Source organism: Bradyrhizobium sp., assembly GCF_028868675.1.
Lineage (GTDB): Bacteria > Pseudomonadota > Alphaproteobacteria > Rhizobiales > Xanthobacteraceae > Bradyrhizobium.
The window spans coordinates 1-16,519 of record NZ_JAGWUA010000104.1; the positions used below are offsets into that span (position 1 = coordinate 1).

The following is a 16,519-nucleotide window of genomic DNA, read 5'->3' on the forward strand; positions in this document are numbered from 1 at the left end:
GCACGATGATGCTGCGGATCCTGTGCTCGACCATGAGCTGCAGCACCCGCGTCAGGCGGGTGTCGGGCCGGACATAGATGAATTCCGGCGTCATCACGTCGCCGACCTTCCGGTTCATCAGATCGAGATAGCGCGGCACCATCTGGCTCGGCGAGAAGGCGAAGCACTTCAGGATGTCGAACTTGGTGACGATGCCGACCACCTGGCCGTCTTCCTCGACCGGGTAGCTGTTGAAGTCGTCGCGCTCGAACATCTCGCTGAGCGCGAGCATGCTGAGGTCGCGCGGCACCGTCCGCACGTTGCGGGTCATGTGGTCGTCGGTGGTCTGCTCAAGAAACTTGTACACGGCGCGTCCTCATCAATTCCTTCGCTCCGCAGATCAGTGCGACAGCAGCACGCAGCGGGCGGTTTGGGTGACCAGATATTGCGTGACGCCGCCGAGAATCAGTTCGCGGAACCGCGAATGACCGTAGGCGCCCGCGACGATCAGGCCCGCGTCGACATCGCCGGCGACGTCGTCGAGCTGGTCGGCCACCGCGATGTTCGGGTTCGCGTCGGACACCCGGGCGGTGGCGGTGACCCCATGGCGGGCGAGCCAGGCCGCAACGTCGCTCACCCCTGCGGTCGCGGCCTCGCGGCTATCGTCCCGCTCAGGAATGCCGGCGACGGTGACGTTCTTGGCCTTGCGCAGCATCGGCAGCGCGTCGGCCACCGCCCGCCGCGCTTCCGGCGTATCCTTCCAGGCCACGAGCACGCTGCGCAGATCGAGCCAGTCGACGGCGTCGGGAACCACCAGCAGCGGCCGTCCGACCTGCATCACCAGGTCCTTGGGGCTTGCGAGCGAGAAGGCGTCCGAGAAGGCCGGGCTCCGACCGCCGCCGACGACGATGTCGGCGCAGCGCGCCTGCCGCGAGATGAAGCGCGCCGGGAAATCCATGGCGCTGCGCCACTCCGCGCGCGCGCCCCGGTTGCCGGTCGCGGCGCGGAATTGCGCCTCCAGTTCGGCGAGGCGTTTCCTGACCGAGGCCTCGCCCTGATCGATCAGGGCCTGGGCCTGCGCGCCGTCGGTGAAATAGAGCGGCGGGGCGAATTGCGCCGCGGCGACCCCGATGATAGCGGCCTCGAATCGCTCGGCAAGCTCGCCGGCGACCCGCAGGCTCGCCTCGTTGGGCTGATCGAGCGCCAGGCTGACCATCACGGTCGCGTATGTCATCCCACCTCTCCACTGCAAAAGCGTCGAAAGTCTAGGCCGGCCGTCGCGCGGCAGGATGAGATAGATCAAACCGCTGCTCCGGTCACGCAGGCGCCGTGGCACCCCTTGGCGGACCGGCGAATCCCCCAATGGAATCAGGCGAGCGACCTTGCCTCCGGCCCTGCCTTGGGCGAAATTACAGCGGCGGTAACGACATCCGGCCGGCCGCCTGAGATTGGAGCAAGAGTTTGGCGCCGACCCTGGTAGATCATGCGCAAGATGACGGCCGGGGCGAGCATTTCCGGGTCCGCATCGAGGGCTTCGGCGTCGGCACCTGGGATCTCGACCTCAGGACCCGCGAGCTGGAGTGGTCCGAGGCCGCCAGGGCGATGTTCGGTGCCGGTTGGAGCCAGACCATCGGCTACGACGCGTTCCTGTCGCTGCTGCAGCCCGCCGACCGCGCGCGATTCGAGCAGACGATCCAGCAGATGCCCCGCAGCGGCGGCGGGTTCGACCTGTCGTTCAAGGTCGGCGCCTCGTCCGGAAAGGGACAGTGGATCCGCGCCCGCGCCGGCTTGATCCGGGACGAATCCGGCGCGCCGCGCCACATCAGCGGGATTTTCCTCGACGTCGACCAGGAGAAGCGGGTCGAGGAGGCCCTGAGGACGCAGGAGGACCACCTGCGCTCGATCCTCGAGACGGTGCCCGACGCGATGATCGTGATCGATTCGCGCGGCATCATGCAGCTCTTCAGCAGCGCCGCGGAGCGCCTGTTCGGCTACAGCAAGCAGGAGGCCATCGGCCGCAACGTCAGCATCCTGATGCCGGAGCCGGACCGGTCGCGTCACGACGGCTATCTCGAGCGCTATCTCGAAACGCACGACCCGCACATCATCGGCATCGGCCGAATCGTCACCGGCAAGCGACGCGACGGCACCACCTTCCCGATGCATTTGTCGGTCGGACAGACGCAGCAGGGCGACGAGCCCTATTTCACCGGCTTCGTGCGCGACCTCACCGAGCATCAGCAGACCCAGGCCCGCCTGCAGGAATTGCAGTCCGAGCTCGTTCACGTCTCGCGGCTGAGCGCGATGGGCGAGATGGCGTCCGCGCTGGCCCACGAGCTCAACCAGCCGCTGGCCGCGATCAGCAACTACATGAAGGGCTCGCGGCGGCTGTTGTCCGGCAGCGGAGATCCCAACGCCTCCAAGATCGAGAGCGCGATGGACCGCGCCGCCGAGCAGGCGCTGCGCGCAGGCCAGATCATCCGCCGGCTTCGCGACTTCGTCTCCCGCGGCGAATCGGAGAAGCGGGTCGAGAGCCTGTCCAAGCTGATCGAGGAAGCCGGCGCGCTCGGCCTCGCCGGCGCGCGCGAGCAGAGCATCCAGCTCCGCTTCAACCTCGATCCGAACGCCGACCTCGTGCTCGCCGACCGCGTCCAGATCCAGCAGGTCCTGGTCAACCTCTTCCGCAACGCGCTGGAAGCGATGATGCAGTCGCCCCGGCGGGAGCTCATCGTCGCCAACACCAGGGTCGGGAACGACATGATCGAAGTCGAGGTGTCCGATACCGGATCGGGCTTCCAGGATGACGTGATTCCCAATCTGTTTCAGACTTTCTTCACGACAAAGGAGACCGGCATGGGAGTGGGACTGTCCATCAGCCGTTCGATCATCGAGGCTCATGGCGGCCGGATGTGGGCCGAAAGCAACGCCTCGGGCGGCGCGACCTTCCGCTTCACCCTGCCTGCAGCCGACGAGACCTGATCCATGGCGACAAAGGGAAACATCTACGTCATCGACGACGACGAGGCGATGCGGGACTCGCTGCAATTCCTGCTCGATTCGTCCGGCTTCAACGTTCGCCTGTTCGAGACCGCGGAGAGCTTCCTCGAGGCGCTGCCGCAGCTCGAATTCGGCTGCGTGGTGTCCGACGTTCGCATGCCGGGCATCGACGGCATCGAACTGCTCAAGCGCATGAAATCCGAGCACAGCCCCTTCCCGATCGTGATCATGACCGGGCACGGCGACGTGCCGCTGGCGGTCGAAGCGATGAAGCTCGGCGCGGTCGACTTCCTCGAAAAGCCGTTCGAGGACGACCGCCTGACCGCGATGATCGACTCGGCGATCCGGCAGGCCGAGCCGGCCGCCAGGAACGAGGCCGTGGCCCAGGATATCTCGGCGCGCGTCGCCTCCCTGAGCCCGCGCGAGCGCCAGGTCATGGAGGGGCTGATCGCCGGACTCTCCAACAAGCTGATCGCGCGCGAATACGACATCAGCCCGCGCACCATCGAGGTCTACCGCGCCAACGTCATGACCAAGATGCAGGCCGGCAGCCTGTCGGAGCTGGTGCGACTGGCGATGCGCGCCGGCATGCTCAACGATTGAGGCAAGTCAAGTTCTGCCCTGTCGCCATATGCTAGCAAATCTGCATGACTGAGATTAGCGCGCAACATGAGCGGCTGCCGATGTCGTTACCGCCAAAACCCACCGTCTATGTGGTCGACGATGACGCCGCCGTGCTGGGATCGCTGCGATTCCTGCTGGAAACCGACGGCTTTGCCGTGCGGACCTTCAGGAATGGCACGGCGCTCCTCAACGCCGTCCGCGACGACGGCGTGGACTGTTTCGTGATCGACTACAAGATGCCCGACATCAACGGCATCGACTTGGCCCTGCGCCTGCGCCAGGTCGACAACCGCGCCCCGGTGATCCTGATCACGGGCTATCCCGACGAGAACATCACGACCCGAGCCGCGGCCGCCGGCGTCAAGGACGTGATTTTGAAGCCACTTCTCGATGAAAATCTCATCAAACGGATCCGTCATGCGATCCAGCACTGACCTACGGGGTTCTACGTAGGTAAACCTCCTTAAGATATCGCTCGAAATTTTCACGCCGCGCGATCCTCGGTACCCGTGTGCCATCGAAAACGGAGATGGCACTCATGCTCACCCAGTCGCTCAACAACCAGATCGTCGGCAAGCAGATCAACGGCAAGATCGCTCCTGCAGCCGGCCATCCCGTCTCCGACCAGTTTGGCGCGATCACCGGCCATGTCGGTCTGGTCGCCACCGAGTTCTCCTACCGGAAGGACGAGGAGATCTACGGCGAGGACGAGCCGGCCGAGTACGTCTACCAGGTCGTCTCCGGCGCGGTGCGCAGCTACAAGCTCCTCTCCGACGGTCGCCGCCAGATCGGCGCCTTCCATCTCCCCGGCGACGTGTTCGGCCTCGAATCGGGCGCCGCCCACCGCCTCGCCGCCGAAGCCATCATCGACACCACCGTGCGGCTGGTGAAGCGCTCCAGCCTCGAGAAGGCCGCCGGCATCGACGTCCAGGTCGCGCGCAAGCTCTGGGCCATGACGGCGTCCGAACTGCGCCACGCCGAAGACCACATGCTGCTGCTCGGCCGCAAGACCGCGATGGAGCGGGTCGCGACCTTCCTGCTGGAAATGGACCGCCGCCTGGCCGTTGCCAGCATGATGGCACTGCCGATGTGCCGCCGCGACATCGGCGACTATCTCGGCCTGACGCTCGAGACCGTGTCGCGCGCGCTGTCCCAGCTTCACGCCCAGGGCATCCTCGGCTTCTCCGGCGCCCGCCAGATCGTGCTCCGCAACCGCCAGCGCCTGCACAATCTCGACGCCTGAATTCACTTTTCTCGCAGACGTTCCTCTTCCTCCCTGACGTTTGCTCGACTTGGCCGGCCGAATGCCTTTCGGCCGGCCATTTGTTTTAGGGGGCGACGAATGAAGCGGTAGCCCGCATGGAGCGCAGCGGAATGCGGGGACAGTGCGACCCCGGATTTCGCCGCGCTCCATCCGGGCTACGGCTACGCGCGGCGACTACGTCACGGCCGTCCGCTTCGGCTCGACGATCTCGAACATGCGCGGGAATTCGTCCATCAGGCCCATCAGCTCGGCAAGCCGCATCGGGTTGCCCGACAGCTTCACCTTGCCGGCGGCGACCGCTTCCGGAAAGCTCGTCTGCCTGGCGATCACCTCGTCGAGCGTGGAGCGGGCGAGCGTGAAGCTGGCGTCGGCCGCCTCCGCCTGCACGCCCTCGGTGTAGGTGAGCGCGCAGTTCTCCAGATTGAGCACGAAGCGCTCGCCGGTGTCGGAAAAGATCCAGTTCAGCACGATGTGCTTGCCCTCGGCCTTCGGTCCGTTGAGGCGGATGCCGAGCACGTCCCAGAGCTGCTCGGTGCGCAGTGCCGCGAGCGTCTCGCGCCGCATCGGCGCGAGCGGCGGCGTCTGCGGCATGCCCTGGCGTAGTTCCTGCGCCCCGAACAGATAGGCGTTGCGCCAGGTCGAGCTCTCCGCGGCGTAGCCGAGCTGTTCGAAGGTGTCGGCGAGCAGCGCGCGCGCCGCCCGGTTGTCGGGATCGGCGAACACGAGGTGGCTCACCGCCTGCGCCACGAAGCGGAATTCGCCCGCATCGAAATCCTTGCGCGCGCGTGCAAGGATCGCGTCCGCGCCGCCCATGTACTCGACGTATTTCCGGCCTGATTCGACCGGCGGCAGCGGATCGAGATGGACGGGGTTGGCATCGTACCAGCCGAGATACTTCTGGTAGATCGCCTTCACATTGTGGCGGATGTGGCCGTAATAGCCGCGGCCGTGCCAGGCGCCGTCGAGACTCCTGGGCAGGCGGATGGTTTCGGCGATCTCGGTCGCGGTGAGACCGTGATTCATCAGGCGGATGGTCTGGTCGTGCGCGAACTTGTAGAGGTCGCGCTGCTCGCGGATCATGGTGTCGATGCGCTCGCGCCCCCAAACCGGCCAGTGGTGCTGGCCGCACATCGCTTCCGCCTTGCCGCCCCACAGACGCAGCGCCTCGTTGAGATATTTCGACCAGGCGAGCGCGTCGCGCACGTCGGCGCCGCGGAACGGCAGCAGGTTGTGGAAATTGTGGGTGCAGTTCTCCGCGAGATTCAGAAGCCGGTAGCGCGGAACGTAGAAGTGCATCTCGGCCGGCGCCTCGCTGTTCGGCGCCATCTGGAATTCGAACGCGACGCCGTCGATCAACCGCGTGTCGCCGGTCGCCATGATCAGGTCGGTGGGCCGCAGCAGCGCGACCGATCCGACCGCCATCGACTTGCCGAGGCCGCAATCGACCTGGCCGCGCTCGCCCTTGGCGAGGAACGGGCCGAACTGGTACTGCGCGCGGCGCAGCATCGCCGGCCCGGCGATGATGTTCTCGGAGACCGCATGCTCCATGAACAGGTTCGGTGCGACGATCGGCACGGCTCCCGAGGCGAGCACGTCCTCCTCCAAGACGCCGCGCGCCCCGCCCCAATGATCGGTGTGGGTGTGGGTGAAGATGACGGCCGACACCGGCCGCAATCCCCGGTGCTTGAAGTAGAGCTCCATCGCGGCGCGCGCGCCCTCGATCGAGGTCAGCGTATCCACGACGATGACTCCGCTGTCGCCCTCGATCAGCGTCATGTTGGCGATGTCGAGCCCGCGCACCTGGTAGACGCCGGGCACGACCTCGAACAGGCCGTGATGCATGTTGAGGCGCGACTGCCGCCACAGGCTCGGATTGACCGTCGGCGGCGCCTGTTCGGCAGACAGGAAGCCGTAGGGTTCGAGGCTCCAGACCACGCGCCCCTGCGCGTTGGTGATCTTCGCATTCTCGATGGTGCCGAGGAAGCCGCGCGCAGCCTCCTCGAAATCGCGCCGGTCCGAAAACGGCAGCGCGCCCAGAACCTCGTTCTGCTGCGCGATCACCGAGGCGGATGCGTCCTTTGGCGTCTCAGCGGCGGTCCCAGTCATGCTCGTCACTCCCTCGATCAGGCGATATATCCACTCGGGATGCGCTCAGCGAAACGCCAGCCCTTCGAACCGACCGGTGCTGCGCCACTCGTCCAGATATCTGAAATAGACCGACGGTCCGGCGGGATGGCCGACATTGAGCCGCGTGGCCGGTCCCGGCTCGCGCCCCTCGTTGTTGTAGTAGCCGGGCGTGCAGTCGGGCGAGCCGATCATTCGCCCGACGCCGGTCAGCAGCAGCGCGATCCAGCGGTCCTCGGCCCCCTTCGTCACCTCGATCTCCCTGGCGCCGCTCGCCCTGGCATGGCCGACCAGCATCGCGATGGTTCGGGCCGCCTCGGTGAGGTTGTGCGGGATGTTGGAGATGAGGTTGGCGCCCTGCGCCGGCTGCACGAAGAATGCGTTGGGGAAGCCGTGGACGTGAATGCCGTGCAGGCTCCGCATGCCCTCGCTCCAATAGTCCGACAGCTTCAGGCCGCCCCGGCCGGTGAGGTCGAAGCCGGCGCGGCGCTTGTAGTCGGTGCCGACCTCAAAGCCGGAGGCATAGATGATGCAGTCGAGATCGTATTGCTTGCCTGCGACGACGACGCCCTTTTCGTTGATGCGCTCGACGCCCTTGCCGTCGGTGTCGATCAGATGCGTGCCCGGCGTGTTGAACGCCTCGAGATATTCGTCGTGGAAGCACGGCCGCTTGCAGAGCTGGCGGTACCAGGCCTTGAGCTTGGCCGCGGTGTCGCGGTCATGGACGATACCGTCGACGCGGGCACGGATCTCCTCCATCTTCTCGAAGTCGGAATCCTCGAACGCCGCGAGCATGTTCTGCGGCGTCCGCTGCTCGCGGGGCAACAGGATGATCCTGGCGCGGATGCGCCGGTTGAGATCGGTCCAGCCGTCCTGGACGAGATCGACCTCGGCGGTGCCGCCGGCCTGATTGGCGGTGAAGTTTTCCAGCCAGCGCTGCTGCCAGCCCGGCGTCGCTATGCCTTCGAACCAGTCCGGATCGATCGGCGCGTTGGCGCGGACGTCGACCGAGGACGGCGTGCGCTGGAAGACGTAGAGCTCCCTGGCCGCGCGCGCGAGATGCGGCACGCACTGCACGGCGGTGGCGCCGGTGCCGATGATACCGACGCGCTTGTCGGCGAGATTCTCCATCGGCGCGCCCGAGGGATCGCCGCCGGTGTAACCGTAGTCCCAGCGGCTGGTATGGAACGAGTGGCCCCTGAAGGTCTCGATGCCGGGAATGCCGGGAAGCTTCGGCACGTGCAGCGGCCCGGTGCCCATGCCGACGAACTGCGCCGTGAAGTCGTCGCCCCTGTTGGTCCTGATCCTCCAGCGCGAATGGCCCTCGTCCCAGTCGAGGCTCGTGACCTCGGTATGGAACAGCGCGTTGTCATAGAGGCCGTATTGCCGGCCGATGCGCTGGCACTGCGCCAAAATTTCCGGCGCATGCGCGTATTTCTCCGACGGCCTGTGGCCGGTCTCCTCCAGGAGCGGCATGTAGACCATCGACGCGGTGTCGCATTGCGCGCCGGGATAGCGGTTCCAGTACCAGGTGCCGCCGAAATCGCCGCCCTTCTCGATGATGCGGACATCGTCGATGCCGGCCTCCTTGAGCCGCGCCGCAGTGACGAGCCCTGCAAAGCCGCCGCCGACGAAGGCGAAGGTGACGTGATCGGTCTTCGGCGTGCGCGCCGTGAGGGGCGTGTAGGGATCGTCGAGATAGTGCGCAAGCCGTCCCTTGAGCTCGAGATACTGGTCGTTGCCGTCCGGCCGCAGGCGCTTGTCGCGCTCCTGCCGATATTTGTCGCGCAGCCAGTCCTTGTCGATTGGAGAGGCGTGCGGCCGGGATTGATCAACTGTCGTCATCAGCAAACCTCTCGAGCGAAATCGGCGCGACGTGATCTTCGTCGGCGAGCGGCGCATAGTCGAGATTGGAGAGCCGCGTCCCCGGCTCGTCCGATGCGAACTCCGGCAGCGCGAGATTCCACAGGCCCGCGGCGCGCGCCTTGTGCTGCAGCCCGGTCATGAAGGGCGGCGTGCCGGTGCTGACGGCCACGTGGCCGAGCCAGTCGCGATGGCGCGGCAGCACCTCCCGATCGAAGAAGGCCTGCAATCTCGAGCGCCAATGCTCCGACCGTTCCGACAGATCGAAGTCCATGCTGCCTCCCGAGCTTTTGACCGAAGGTTAAGCAAATATCGACACGAAGCGTCACCGCGCGCAGGAAACCGCTCGCCAACTCTATCCCGGCCGTTAATGCATGCCGAGAGCCCTCGGCAGCCACAGCGTCAGGTCGGGCCAGTAGGTCACGACGATGAGGAAAGCCAGCATCGTCAGGAGCCACGGCATCACCGCGACCGCGAGCTCGGTGATGCGCATTCGCGCTATCATCGATGCCACGTACAGGTTCAAGCCGACAGGGGGGTGGCAGAGGCCGACCTCCATGTTGACGTCGATGACGATGCCGAAATGCACGAGATCGATGCCGAGCTTCTTGGCCGCTGGCGCCAGGATCGGCGCCATGATCAGGATGATGGAGTTCGGCTCCATGAAATTCCCGGCGAGCAGCAGCAGGACGTTGACGAGCAGCAGGAAGCCGACCCAGCCGAGGTTCTGCGCCGCGATCCAGTCGGCCAGCGTCGACGGCAGGTTCTCGTTCGACAGCACGAAGGAGAACAGCACGGCGTTGGTGACGATGTAGAGCAGCATCGCGGATGTGTTGGCCGCGCGCAGCAGCACGCGCGGCACGTCCTTCATCCCGATCGCCCTGTAGACGAACACCGAGATGAAGAACGAGTAGATCGCCGCCATCGCGGCGGCTTCCGTCGCGGTGAACAGGCCGCTGTAGATGCCGCCGATGATGATGACGACCAGCATCAGTCCCCAGACGCTCTCGCGGAAGGTGCGGATGGTCTCTCCCCAGCTCGCCTTCGCCATGCGCGGATAGTCGCGCTTGCGCGCGATCCACCAGGTCACGATGCACAGCATCGCGGTCAGCATGATGCCGGGCAACAGGCCCGCGACGAACAGCGCGCCGATCGAGGTGTTGGTCGCGACCGCGTAGACGATCTTCGGGATCGAGGGCAGCATCAGGATGCCGAGCGAACCGGCGACCGTGATGATGCCGGCGCCGAAGCGCATCGGGTAGCCATGGCGGACCATCTCGGGCAGCACGATGGCGCCGATCGCCGCGACGGTCGCGACGCTCGAGCCGCACACCAGCGCGAACATGGCGCAGGCGACGATGCCGGCGAGGCCCAGGCCGCCGTGCCAGTGCCCGATCAGCGAGGTCGCGAAGTTGATCATGCGTCGCGCGACGCCGCCATGGGTCAGGAAATTGCCGGCCAGGATGAAGAACGGGATCGCCATGATCTCGAAGCTCTCGATGCCCGTGAAGAGCTTCATCGAGACCGCCTCGATCGGCACCGTGGTCAGCGTGAACAGGAAGGTCATCACGGTGAGGCCGAGCGCGATGGAGACCGGAACGCCGGTCAGCATCAGCGCGATCAGTAGCGCGAACACGGTCGTCGCGCGCAGCACGGGCGGCAGCACGAGAATCCCGGCCTTCTCGCCGAGGCACATCCCGAAGATCAGGATCGGCGCCATGATCAGGATCGCGCCGAGCGGCGAGAACTTGCGACGGGCGGCCTTGGTCGCCTCGCCCGCGGGCTGCGGATGCAGCGCGGGCGAGATATCCGCCTGCACGCCTTCCACGTGCGTCTCGTCATGGTGCGGCAGATGGCCGGTCCAGAAGTAGGACCACGCGACCTGGAGGAAGCGGTAGCACATCAGGCTCGAGCCGAGCGGGATCGCCAGATAGATGATCCACATCGGCGCTTCGAGGTCGTTCGACTGCTGCCCGGTACGGAACATCTCGCTGACGAAGGAGTAGCCGAAGGCCCCGATCATTCCGGTGAAGAACGCGCCGCACATCAGGGCGAACAGGATCACCTGCTTGCGGGAATTCTCCGGCAGGCGGTTGACCAGAATGTCCACGCCGACGTGGATGCCGGTGCGCACGCCATAGGCCGCGCCGAACTTCGCCATCCAGATGAACATGTAGATGCACAGCTCCTGCGCCCAGGAGACGTCGAGCGCGGCGAGCCACGTGAAGGCGGCGTTGGCGGGGACGGCGATGAAGGTGAGGCCGCGCGCGGATGCCCATCGCGCGACGTCGATGGAAAGACCCGTGCCGTAGCGGTGCACGACGGCGAAGAAGATCAGCGCCGTTGCCGCCGCAATCAGCGTGGCGATCAGCCATTCCTCAAGATGGTCGAGTACACGATTGATCACACGAAGCACGAGAATCCCCCCTTCTCAGACCGAAACGGCCGGGAGCGCAATCACTCCCGACCGTTCTTCTCGTCATGCATTGGGCCGGCGGCGCGGGACCGCGGCGAGCGTCAGTTCATCTTGATGTCGAGTTCCTTGGCCACGAGATCGAGCACCTCCTGCCCGACGCGGCCCTTCGCCCACTTGTAGGTCGGCTGCATCGCCTCCTGCCACGCCTTGCGATCCTGGTCCGTCAGGTAGTGCAGCGTGGTCTTGCCCGACTTCTTGATCTCGGCGAGCGCGTCCTCGTTCTCCTTGCGCGCGATCGAGTTGGTGTACTCGGTCGCATCCGCCATCGCCTTCTCGAGCTGGGTGCGGATGTCCGGCGGCAGGCCGGCCCAGAACTTGGAGTTGACGATGACGGCATATTGCAGGTGCGCGTGATAGGAGACGGTGATGTCCTTCTGCACCTCGTAGAACTTCTGCGTCAGGTAGTTCGAGGCGGTGTTCTCGCAGCCGTCGACGACGCCGGTCTGCAGCGCCTGGTAGACCTCCGAGAACGCCATGATCTGCGGAATCGAGCCGACGAGGCGGAAGTACTGGTCGGCGATCTTGGAGCCGGAAATGCGGAACTTCAGTCCCTGGAAGTCGGACGGCTTCATCAGCGGACGGTTGGAGGAGACCATGTGGAAGCCGTTGTCCCAATAGGCGAGGCCGGTGATGCCCTTGGCCTCGAGCTTCTGGAACAGCCACTTGCCGACGTTACCCTTCATCGCGGCGGCGTAGGTCTCGTCATCCTTGAACAGCCAGGGCAGATCGAGCGCCTCGAACTCCTTCACGCCGAGCGGAGCGAACTTCGCGGTCGAGGGCGCCAGCATCTGGACCGAGCCGAGCTGCAGCGCCTCGATCTCCTCCTTGTCCTTGTAGAGCGAGGAGTTCGGATAGACCTCGATCTTGACCTTGCCGTCGGTGTACTTCTCGGCGAGTTCCTTGAACTTCAGCGCGCCCTTGCCCTTGGGCGTGTCGTTGGCGACGACGTGGCTGAACTTGATGACGATCGGGCTCTGGGCCTGGGCCGCAGCCGGAGCGAGAATGAGAGCGGCGGCCGCGGCCGCAAGTAGCAGTCTGTGCATGAAGTACCTCCCAACAAGCTGGAAAACCGGTTCTTTTTCTTGATTCCGGCGTCTCTAGTGGCAGCAAACCACCACCCGAACAACTAGACCTAAGCCCAATGGGCGGCCGGCCTCAACCCGTTCGATCGACTTGTATACGTAACCCCGCCTCCGCTCCAGCCCCGGCCGCACGCAGCGATGTCGCATCGCCCGACAGCGTTAACCCCTGCGCCGGGCGATCATGAACAGCCGGCGGAACGGAAACAGCGTCTGCCCCGCCGCATTCTTCGGATAGGCTCTTGCGACCCGCTCGCCATAGGCCGCCTCGAAGGCGGACTTCTCCTCGCCCTGCAGCACGTCGAGATAGCGCGTCAGCCAGGTTCCCTTGGTCCATTCCTTGACGGGATTGTCGCCCTCCAGCACCTGGAGATACTCGGTCTCCCAGATGTCGATATCGTCCGACAAGGGCGACAGAAGGTCGTGATAGAAGGCCGGTCCCTCGACCGGCGGCGGCGTCACGAGATGGGCGACCTTGCTCCGCCACGGACCGTTCAACGCGGTCTCGCCGATCAGCAGATGCGAGGGCGCCGTGAAATTGCGTGGCATCTGCACCGCGAGCAGGCCGCCGGGCGCCACCTTCTGCATCAGCGACGGAAACAGCGCCGCGTGGTCGGGCAGCCAGTGCAGTGCAGCATTGGAATAGATCAGGTCATATTGCCGTGCGGGATGCCACTGGCCGAGGTCCGCCTGTAGCCACTCCACCTCGGGCGCGGCCTTGCGCCCGGCGGCGACCATTTCGGCCGAGCCCTCCACACCGGTCACGGTTGCGTCCGGCCAGCGCTGCTTGATCAGCTTCGTGACGTTGCCGGCGCCAGCGCCGAGATCGGCGACGCTGCGCACGGCGAAATCCGGGATCCGCATCAACAGATCGACCGCGGGCCTCAGGCGGTGGCCGGAAAATTTCAGATATTGCTGGGGATCCCACACCATCGGCTGGTCGAACCTGTTTTTGTCTTGCTTCGCGGTGTCACTTCGATACCACTGCTCGTCCCGCCCGGGCAAATCGCCTCGCGCGGGTCCCGGCCAGGAACCCACAAGACCCGACAACCAGAGATAAAGAGAGCGTGCGACCATGGATCTCGGGCTGAAGTCGAAAACCGCCGTCGTGACGGGTGCAAGCATCGGCATCGGCCGCGCCATCGCCAAGGGGCTCGCGGCCGAGGGCGTGCGCGTGGTGGCGGTGGCGCGGCGCAAGGATTTGCTCACGCAACTGGTGCAAGAGGTCGGCGACGACGCCATCGTGCCGTTCGAGCAGGACGTGATGGACAAGGACGCGGCCGAAAAGCTGTCGGCCTTCGCGCTCGCCAAACTCGGCCATGTCGACATCCTCGTCAACAACGCCGGCGGCAGCCGGCCGCTGCCGGTCGATGCGCCCGACAGCAAATGGGAAGAGGCGATCGCGCTCAACTTCACCAGCTATCGCCGCATCGCGCATGCGTTCTTGCCGCAGATGATCGCGCGCAACTGGGGCCGCATCATCAACATCACCGGCAAGTCCGAGCCGGAGGGGCTGAACGCGGCGTTCGCGGCCAAGGCCGCCGTGCACGCCTGGGCCAAGGGCCTGTCGCGCGAGATCGGCAAGCACGGCATCACCATCAACTGCATCCCGCCGGGCCGCATCATGAGCGAGCAGATCCGCCGCAACTATCCGCCGGATTACCGCGAGCGCTTTGCGGAAGAGGAAATCCCCGTCGGCTATTGGGGCGAGCCGGAGGACCTCGCCGCGCTCGCGGTGTTTTTGGCCTCCCCCGTGGCGCGCTACATCACCGGCACGGTGATCCCGGTCGACGGCGGATTGAGACGGTATCAGTTCTAGGTGCTCCCAACTCCTCCCTCGGCCTTCGCGGGGAGAGGGCCGGGGTGAGGGGCTGCATCCGCGTACACGGTATGAGTTGGACTCGCGGAGACTCCCCCTCACCCGATCGCTACGCGATCGACCTCTCACCGCAAGCGGGGTGAGGTGAAGCGAGCCCGTGGCGCATATTTCACTCCGACCGCAACATCCCCGCGACCGCGGCGCCCATGGCGATGGTGCCGAGACGGCCACCGATGTCGGGAGTCGCCTGCCCCTCTGCGATTGCGCGCGCGACCGCCTGCTCGATGGCGCGCGCCGCCGTCTCGTAGCGGATTTCGCCGCTGCGCTCGCCGTGCCAGGCGAGCAGCAGCGCAGTCGACAGGATCAGCGACGCCGGATTGGCGACGTCGCGGCCGGCGATGTCGGGCGCCGAGCCGTGCGCGGCCTGCGCCATGGCGTGGCCGTCGCCGACATTGAGCGAGCCGCCGAGGCCGAGGCTGCCGGACAATTCCGCGGTGAGATCGGACAGGATGTCGCCGAACATGTTGGTGGCGACGATGACGTCGAAGCGCGCGGGGTTGCGTACCGCATGCGCCATCATGGCGTCGACCAGCACGTCATCGACCTCGAGCGCGGGATAGCCGCGTGCCACCTCCCGGCAGATATCGAGGAACATGCCGTCGCCCATCTTCAGCACATTGGCCTTGTGCACGATGGTGAGATGCTTTTGCCGCTTCATCGCGAGCCGACAGGCGGCATGCGCGATGCGCTCGCAGCACGTTCGCGTGATGCGGCGTAGCGAGACCACGACGTCGGGCGTCACCCGGAGCTCGCCATGGCCCTCCTCCATGTTGCGGTCGGCGTAAAAGCCTTCGGTGTTCTCGCGCACCACCACGAGATCGAAGGCGCCGAACCGGCCTCCGCCATAGGTGCGCGCGGGGCGGATGTTGGCGTAGAGGTCGAGGTTCTTGCGGAAATAGCGCGACGGGTTGATCTCGCCGCGCGCCTCGTCCTTGAAGTCGAAGGTCGCGGTCGGCCCGAGGATCAGGCCGTCGGCGCCGCGCACGATGTCCAGGAGCCCGGGCCGGACGGTGGCGCCGAACTGCTCGAGGCTGGCATGGCCGACGGCGTGCTCCTCCAGCCTCAGGTCGAGCTGGAAGCGCTCGGAAGCGGTGCGCAGCACGCCCGATGTCGCCGCCGTGATCTCCGGACCGATACCGTCACCGGGCAGAACGACGATGTGCATGAGCATCCCCTCGAGACTCGTTGCGAACCGGCCGACCATACGCCAGCCACCACGTGCGCGCGCGGGCCGCTCGCCCGAGTTTCGCGCATGCGGGCATGCACGCAAATGCCTGTGGCCGGTCGCCGGGCCGTAGTATGCGAAAGATCGTATCACGCATCGGCCGATGCTCCCGGGGGCTGCGCGGGCCATGACACTGACCTTACCTGTCGCCGCACGGGAGCCCGACCATCCCGCCGACGGCCTGCCGGCCGAGCGCCGGCGCTGGGCGATCGCGGCGATCTTCACCGCGCTGGCGCTCGGCTCGCTCGACACGGCGATCGCCAACATCGCGCTGCCCGCGATGGCCGTCGACCTCCACGTCACGCCGGAGGAGGTGGTCTGGGTGGTCAACGTCTACCAGATCGCACTGGTCGCGACGCTCTTGCCGCTCGGCGCGCTCGGCGAGATCGTCGGCCACCAGCGCATCTATCTCGGCGGCCTCGTGCTGTTCACGCTGGCCTCGCTGGCCTGCGCGATGGCTTGGTCGCTACCGAGCCTGCTGGTCGCCCGCACCCTGCAGGGGCTGGGCGCCAGCGGCATCATGAGCGTGAACATCGCGCTGGTGCGTTTCGTCTATCCCTCGCGCATGCTCGGCCGCGGGCTCGGCCACAACGCGCTGGTGGTCGCGACCGCGCTGACCTTCGGCCCGACGGTGGCGTCCGCCATCCTCTCGGTTGGCAACTGGCCCTGGCTGTTCGCGATCAACGTGCCGTTCGGCGTGATCGCGATCGGCATCGGGCTTGCGACACTGCCGCAAACGCCGCGCGCCGTGCATGCCTTCGACTTCCTGGGCGCGGCGCTGGCCGCGATCTGCCTCGGCCTGTTCGTCACGGGGATCGGCAGCGCCGCGCACAAGCTGTCGTCCGTCGCCGTCGCGCTGGAACTCGCCGCAGCGCTCGCGCTCGGCATCGCTCTGGCGCGCCGGCACGCCGATCATCCCGCGCCGATGCTGCCGCTCGACCTGTTCGCCCGGCCGATGTTCGCGCTGTCGGCGGCGACCGCGGCCTGCGCCTTTGCGGCCCAGGGCCTC

Annotated in this window: 15 protein-coding genes and 1 pseudogene; 6 read left to right on the top strand and 10 right to left on the bottom strand. The window is 66.2% G+C overall.

The features are described 5' to 3' along the window. A partial coding sequence (locus KGM94_RS14865) for a CBS domain-containing protein (protein ID WP_300260287.1) occupies positions 1-346 on the bottom strand: 346 nt, incomplete at its 3' end. A gap of 33 nt (positions 347-379) precedes the next feature. Next, entirely contained in the window at positions 380-1,213 is an 834-nt protein-coding gene (locus tag KGM94_RS14870; protein WP_300260290.1) for a universal stress protein, read from the bottom strand. 227 nt (positions 1,214-1,440) lie between these two features. On the opposite strand from KGM94_RS14870, the gene fixL reads away from it, so the two are divergent. The 4 genes from fixL to KGM94_RS14890 all read left to right on the top strand — a co-directional run bounded on the left by fixL (position 1,441) and on the right by KGM94_RS14890 (position 4,843). Then, the gene (gene fixL / locus KGM94_RS14875) at positions 1,441-2,958 is read left to right on the top strand and encodes a sensor protein FixL (RefSeq protein ID WP_300260293.1); all 1,518 of its coding nucleotides are present in this window, start codon (positions 1,441-1,443) and stop codon (positions 2,956-2,958) included. A gap of 3 nt (positions 2,959-2,961) precedes the next feature. Next, positions 2,962-3,579, top strand: a complete 618-nt coding sequence (fixJ, locus tag KGM94_RS14880) for a response regulator FixJ (RefSeq protein ID WP_300260296.1) — start codon at positions 2,962-2,964, stop codon at positions 3,577-3,579. A 44-nt stretch (positions 3,580-3,623) separates the two neighbouring features. Next, positions 3,624-4,034: a response regulator gene (locus KGM94_RS14885; RefSeq protein WP_300260299.1), complete on the top strand. Its 411-nt coding sequence runs from the start codon at positions 3,624-3,626 to the stop codon at positions 4,032-4,034. Between the two features lie 104 nt (positions 4,035-4,138). Continuing rightward, on the top strand, positions 4,139-4,843 hold the full coding sequence (locus KGM94_RS14890; RefSeq protein ID WP_300260328.1) for a helix-turn-helix domain-containing protein: 705 nt from the start codon (positions 4,139-4,141) through the stop codon (positions 4,841-4,843). 195 nt (positions 4,844-5,038) lie between these two features. On the opposite strand, the gene KGM94_RS14895 is transcribed toward KGM94_RS14890, so the two are convergent. The 7 genes and pseudogenes from KGM94_RS14895 to KGM94_RS14925 all read right to left on the bottom strand — a co-directional run bounded on the left by KGM94_RS14895 (position 5,039) and on the right by KGM94_RS14925 (position 13,339). After that, positions 5,039-6,970, bottom strand: a complete 1,932-nt coding sequence (locus KGM94_RS14895; RefSeq protein ID WP_300260302.1) for an alkyl sulfatase dimerization domain-containing protein — start codon at positions 6,968-6,970, stop codon at positions 5,039-5,041. A gap of 45 nt (positions 6,971-7,015) precedes the next feature. Next, positions 7,016-8,833, bottom strand: a complete 1,818-nt coding sequence (locus KGM94_RS14900; RefSeq protein WP_300260305.1) for an NAD(P)/FAD-dependent oxidoreductase — start codon at positions 8,831-8,833, stop codon at positions 7,016-7,018. After that, positions 8,820-9,125 (bottom strand): hypothetical protein, encoded by a 306-nt coding sequence (locus KGM94_RS14905; protein WP_300260309.1) that lies wholly within the window; start codon positions 9,123-9,125, stop codon positions 8,820-8,822. The genes KGM94_RS14900 and KGM94_RS14905 overlap by 14 nt, the downstream gene beginning before the upstream one ends. A 93-nt stretch (positions 9,126-9,218) precedes the next feature. Continuing rightward, a complete protein-coding gene (locus tag KGM94_RS14910; RefSeq protein ID WP_300260331.1) occupies positions 9,219-10,547 on the bottom strand; it encodes a TRAP transporter large permease subunit in 1,329 nt (442 codons plus the stop codon). 189 nt (positions 10,548-10,736) lie between these two features. Beyond that, positions 10,737-11,267, bottom strand: a pseudogene (locus KGM94_RS14915) (TRAP transporter small permease); the annotation flags it as partial. 101 nt (positions 11,268-11,368) lie between these two features. Further along, the gene (locus KGM94_RS14920; protein ID WP_300260312.1) at positions 11,369-12,370 is read right to left on the bottom strand and encodes a DctP family TRAP transporter solute-binding subunit; all 1,002 of its coding nucleotides are present in this window, start codon (positions 12,368-12,370) and stop codon (positions 11,369-11,371) included. A gap of 198 nt (positions 12,371-12,568) precedes the next feature. After that, positions 12,569-13,339: a methyltransferase domain-containing protein gene (locus KGM94_RS14925; RefSeq protein WP_300260315.1), complete on the bottom strand. Its 771-nt coding sequence runs from the start codon at positions 13,337-13,339 to the stop codon at positions 12,569-12,571. Positions 13,340-13,481: 142 nt separating this feature from the next. Between KGM94_RS14925 and KGM94_RS14930 the strand changes: the two genes are divergently transcribed. Next, entirely contained in the window at positions 13,482-14,225 is a 744-nt protein-coding gene (locus tag KGM94_RS14930) for an SDR family oxidoreductase (protein WP_300260318.1), read from the top strand. Between the two features lie 169 nt (positions 14,226-14,394). Here KGM94_RS14930 and KGM94_RS14935 read toward each other — a convergent pair whose 3' ends face one another. Then, the gene (locus KGM94_RS14935) at positions 14,395-15,450 is read right to left on the bottom strand and encodes an isocitrate/isopropylmalate family dehydrogenase (RefSeq protein ID WP_300260321.1); all 1,056 of its coding nucleotides are present in this window, start codon (positions 15,448-15,450) and stop codon (positions 14,395-14,397) included. A gap of 187 nt (positions 15,451-15,637) precedes the next feature. Between KGM94_RS14935 and KGM94_RS14940 the strand changes: the two genes are divergently transcribed. Continuing rightward, positions 15,638-16,519 (top strand): MFS transporter (locus KGM94_RS14940; protein WP_300260325.1); only part of this gene is annotated, 882 nt, incomplete at its 3' end.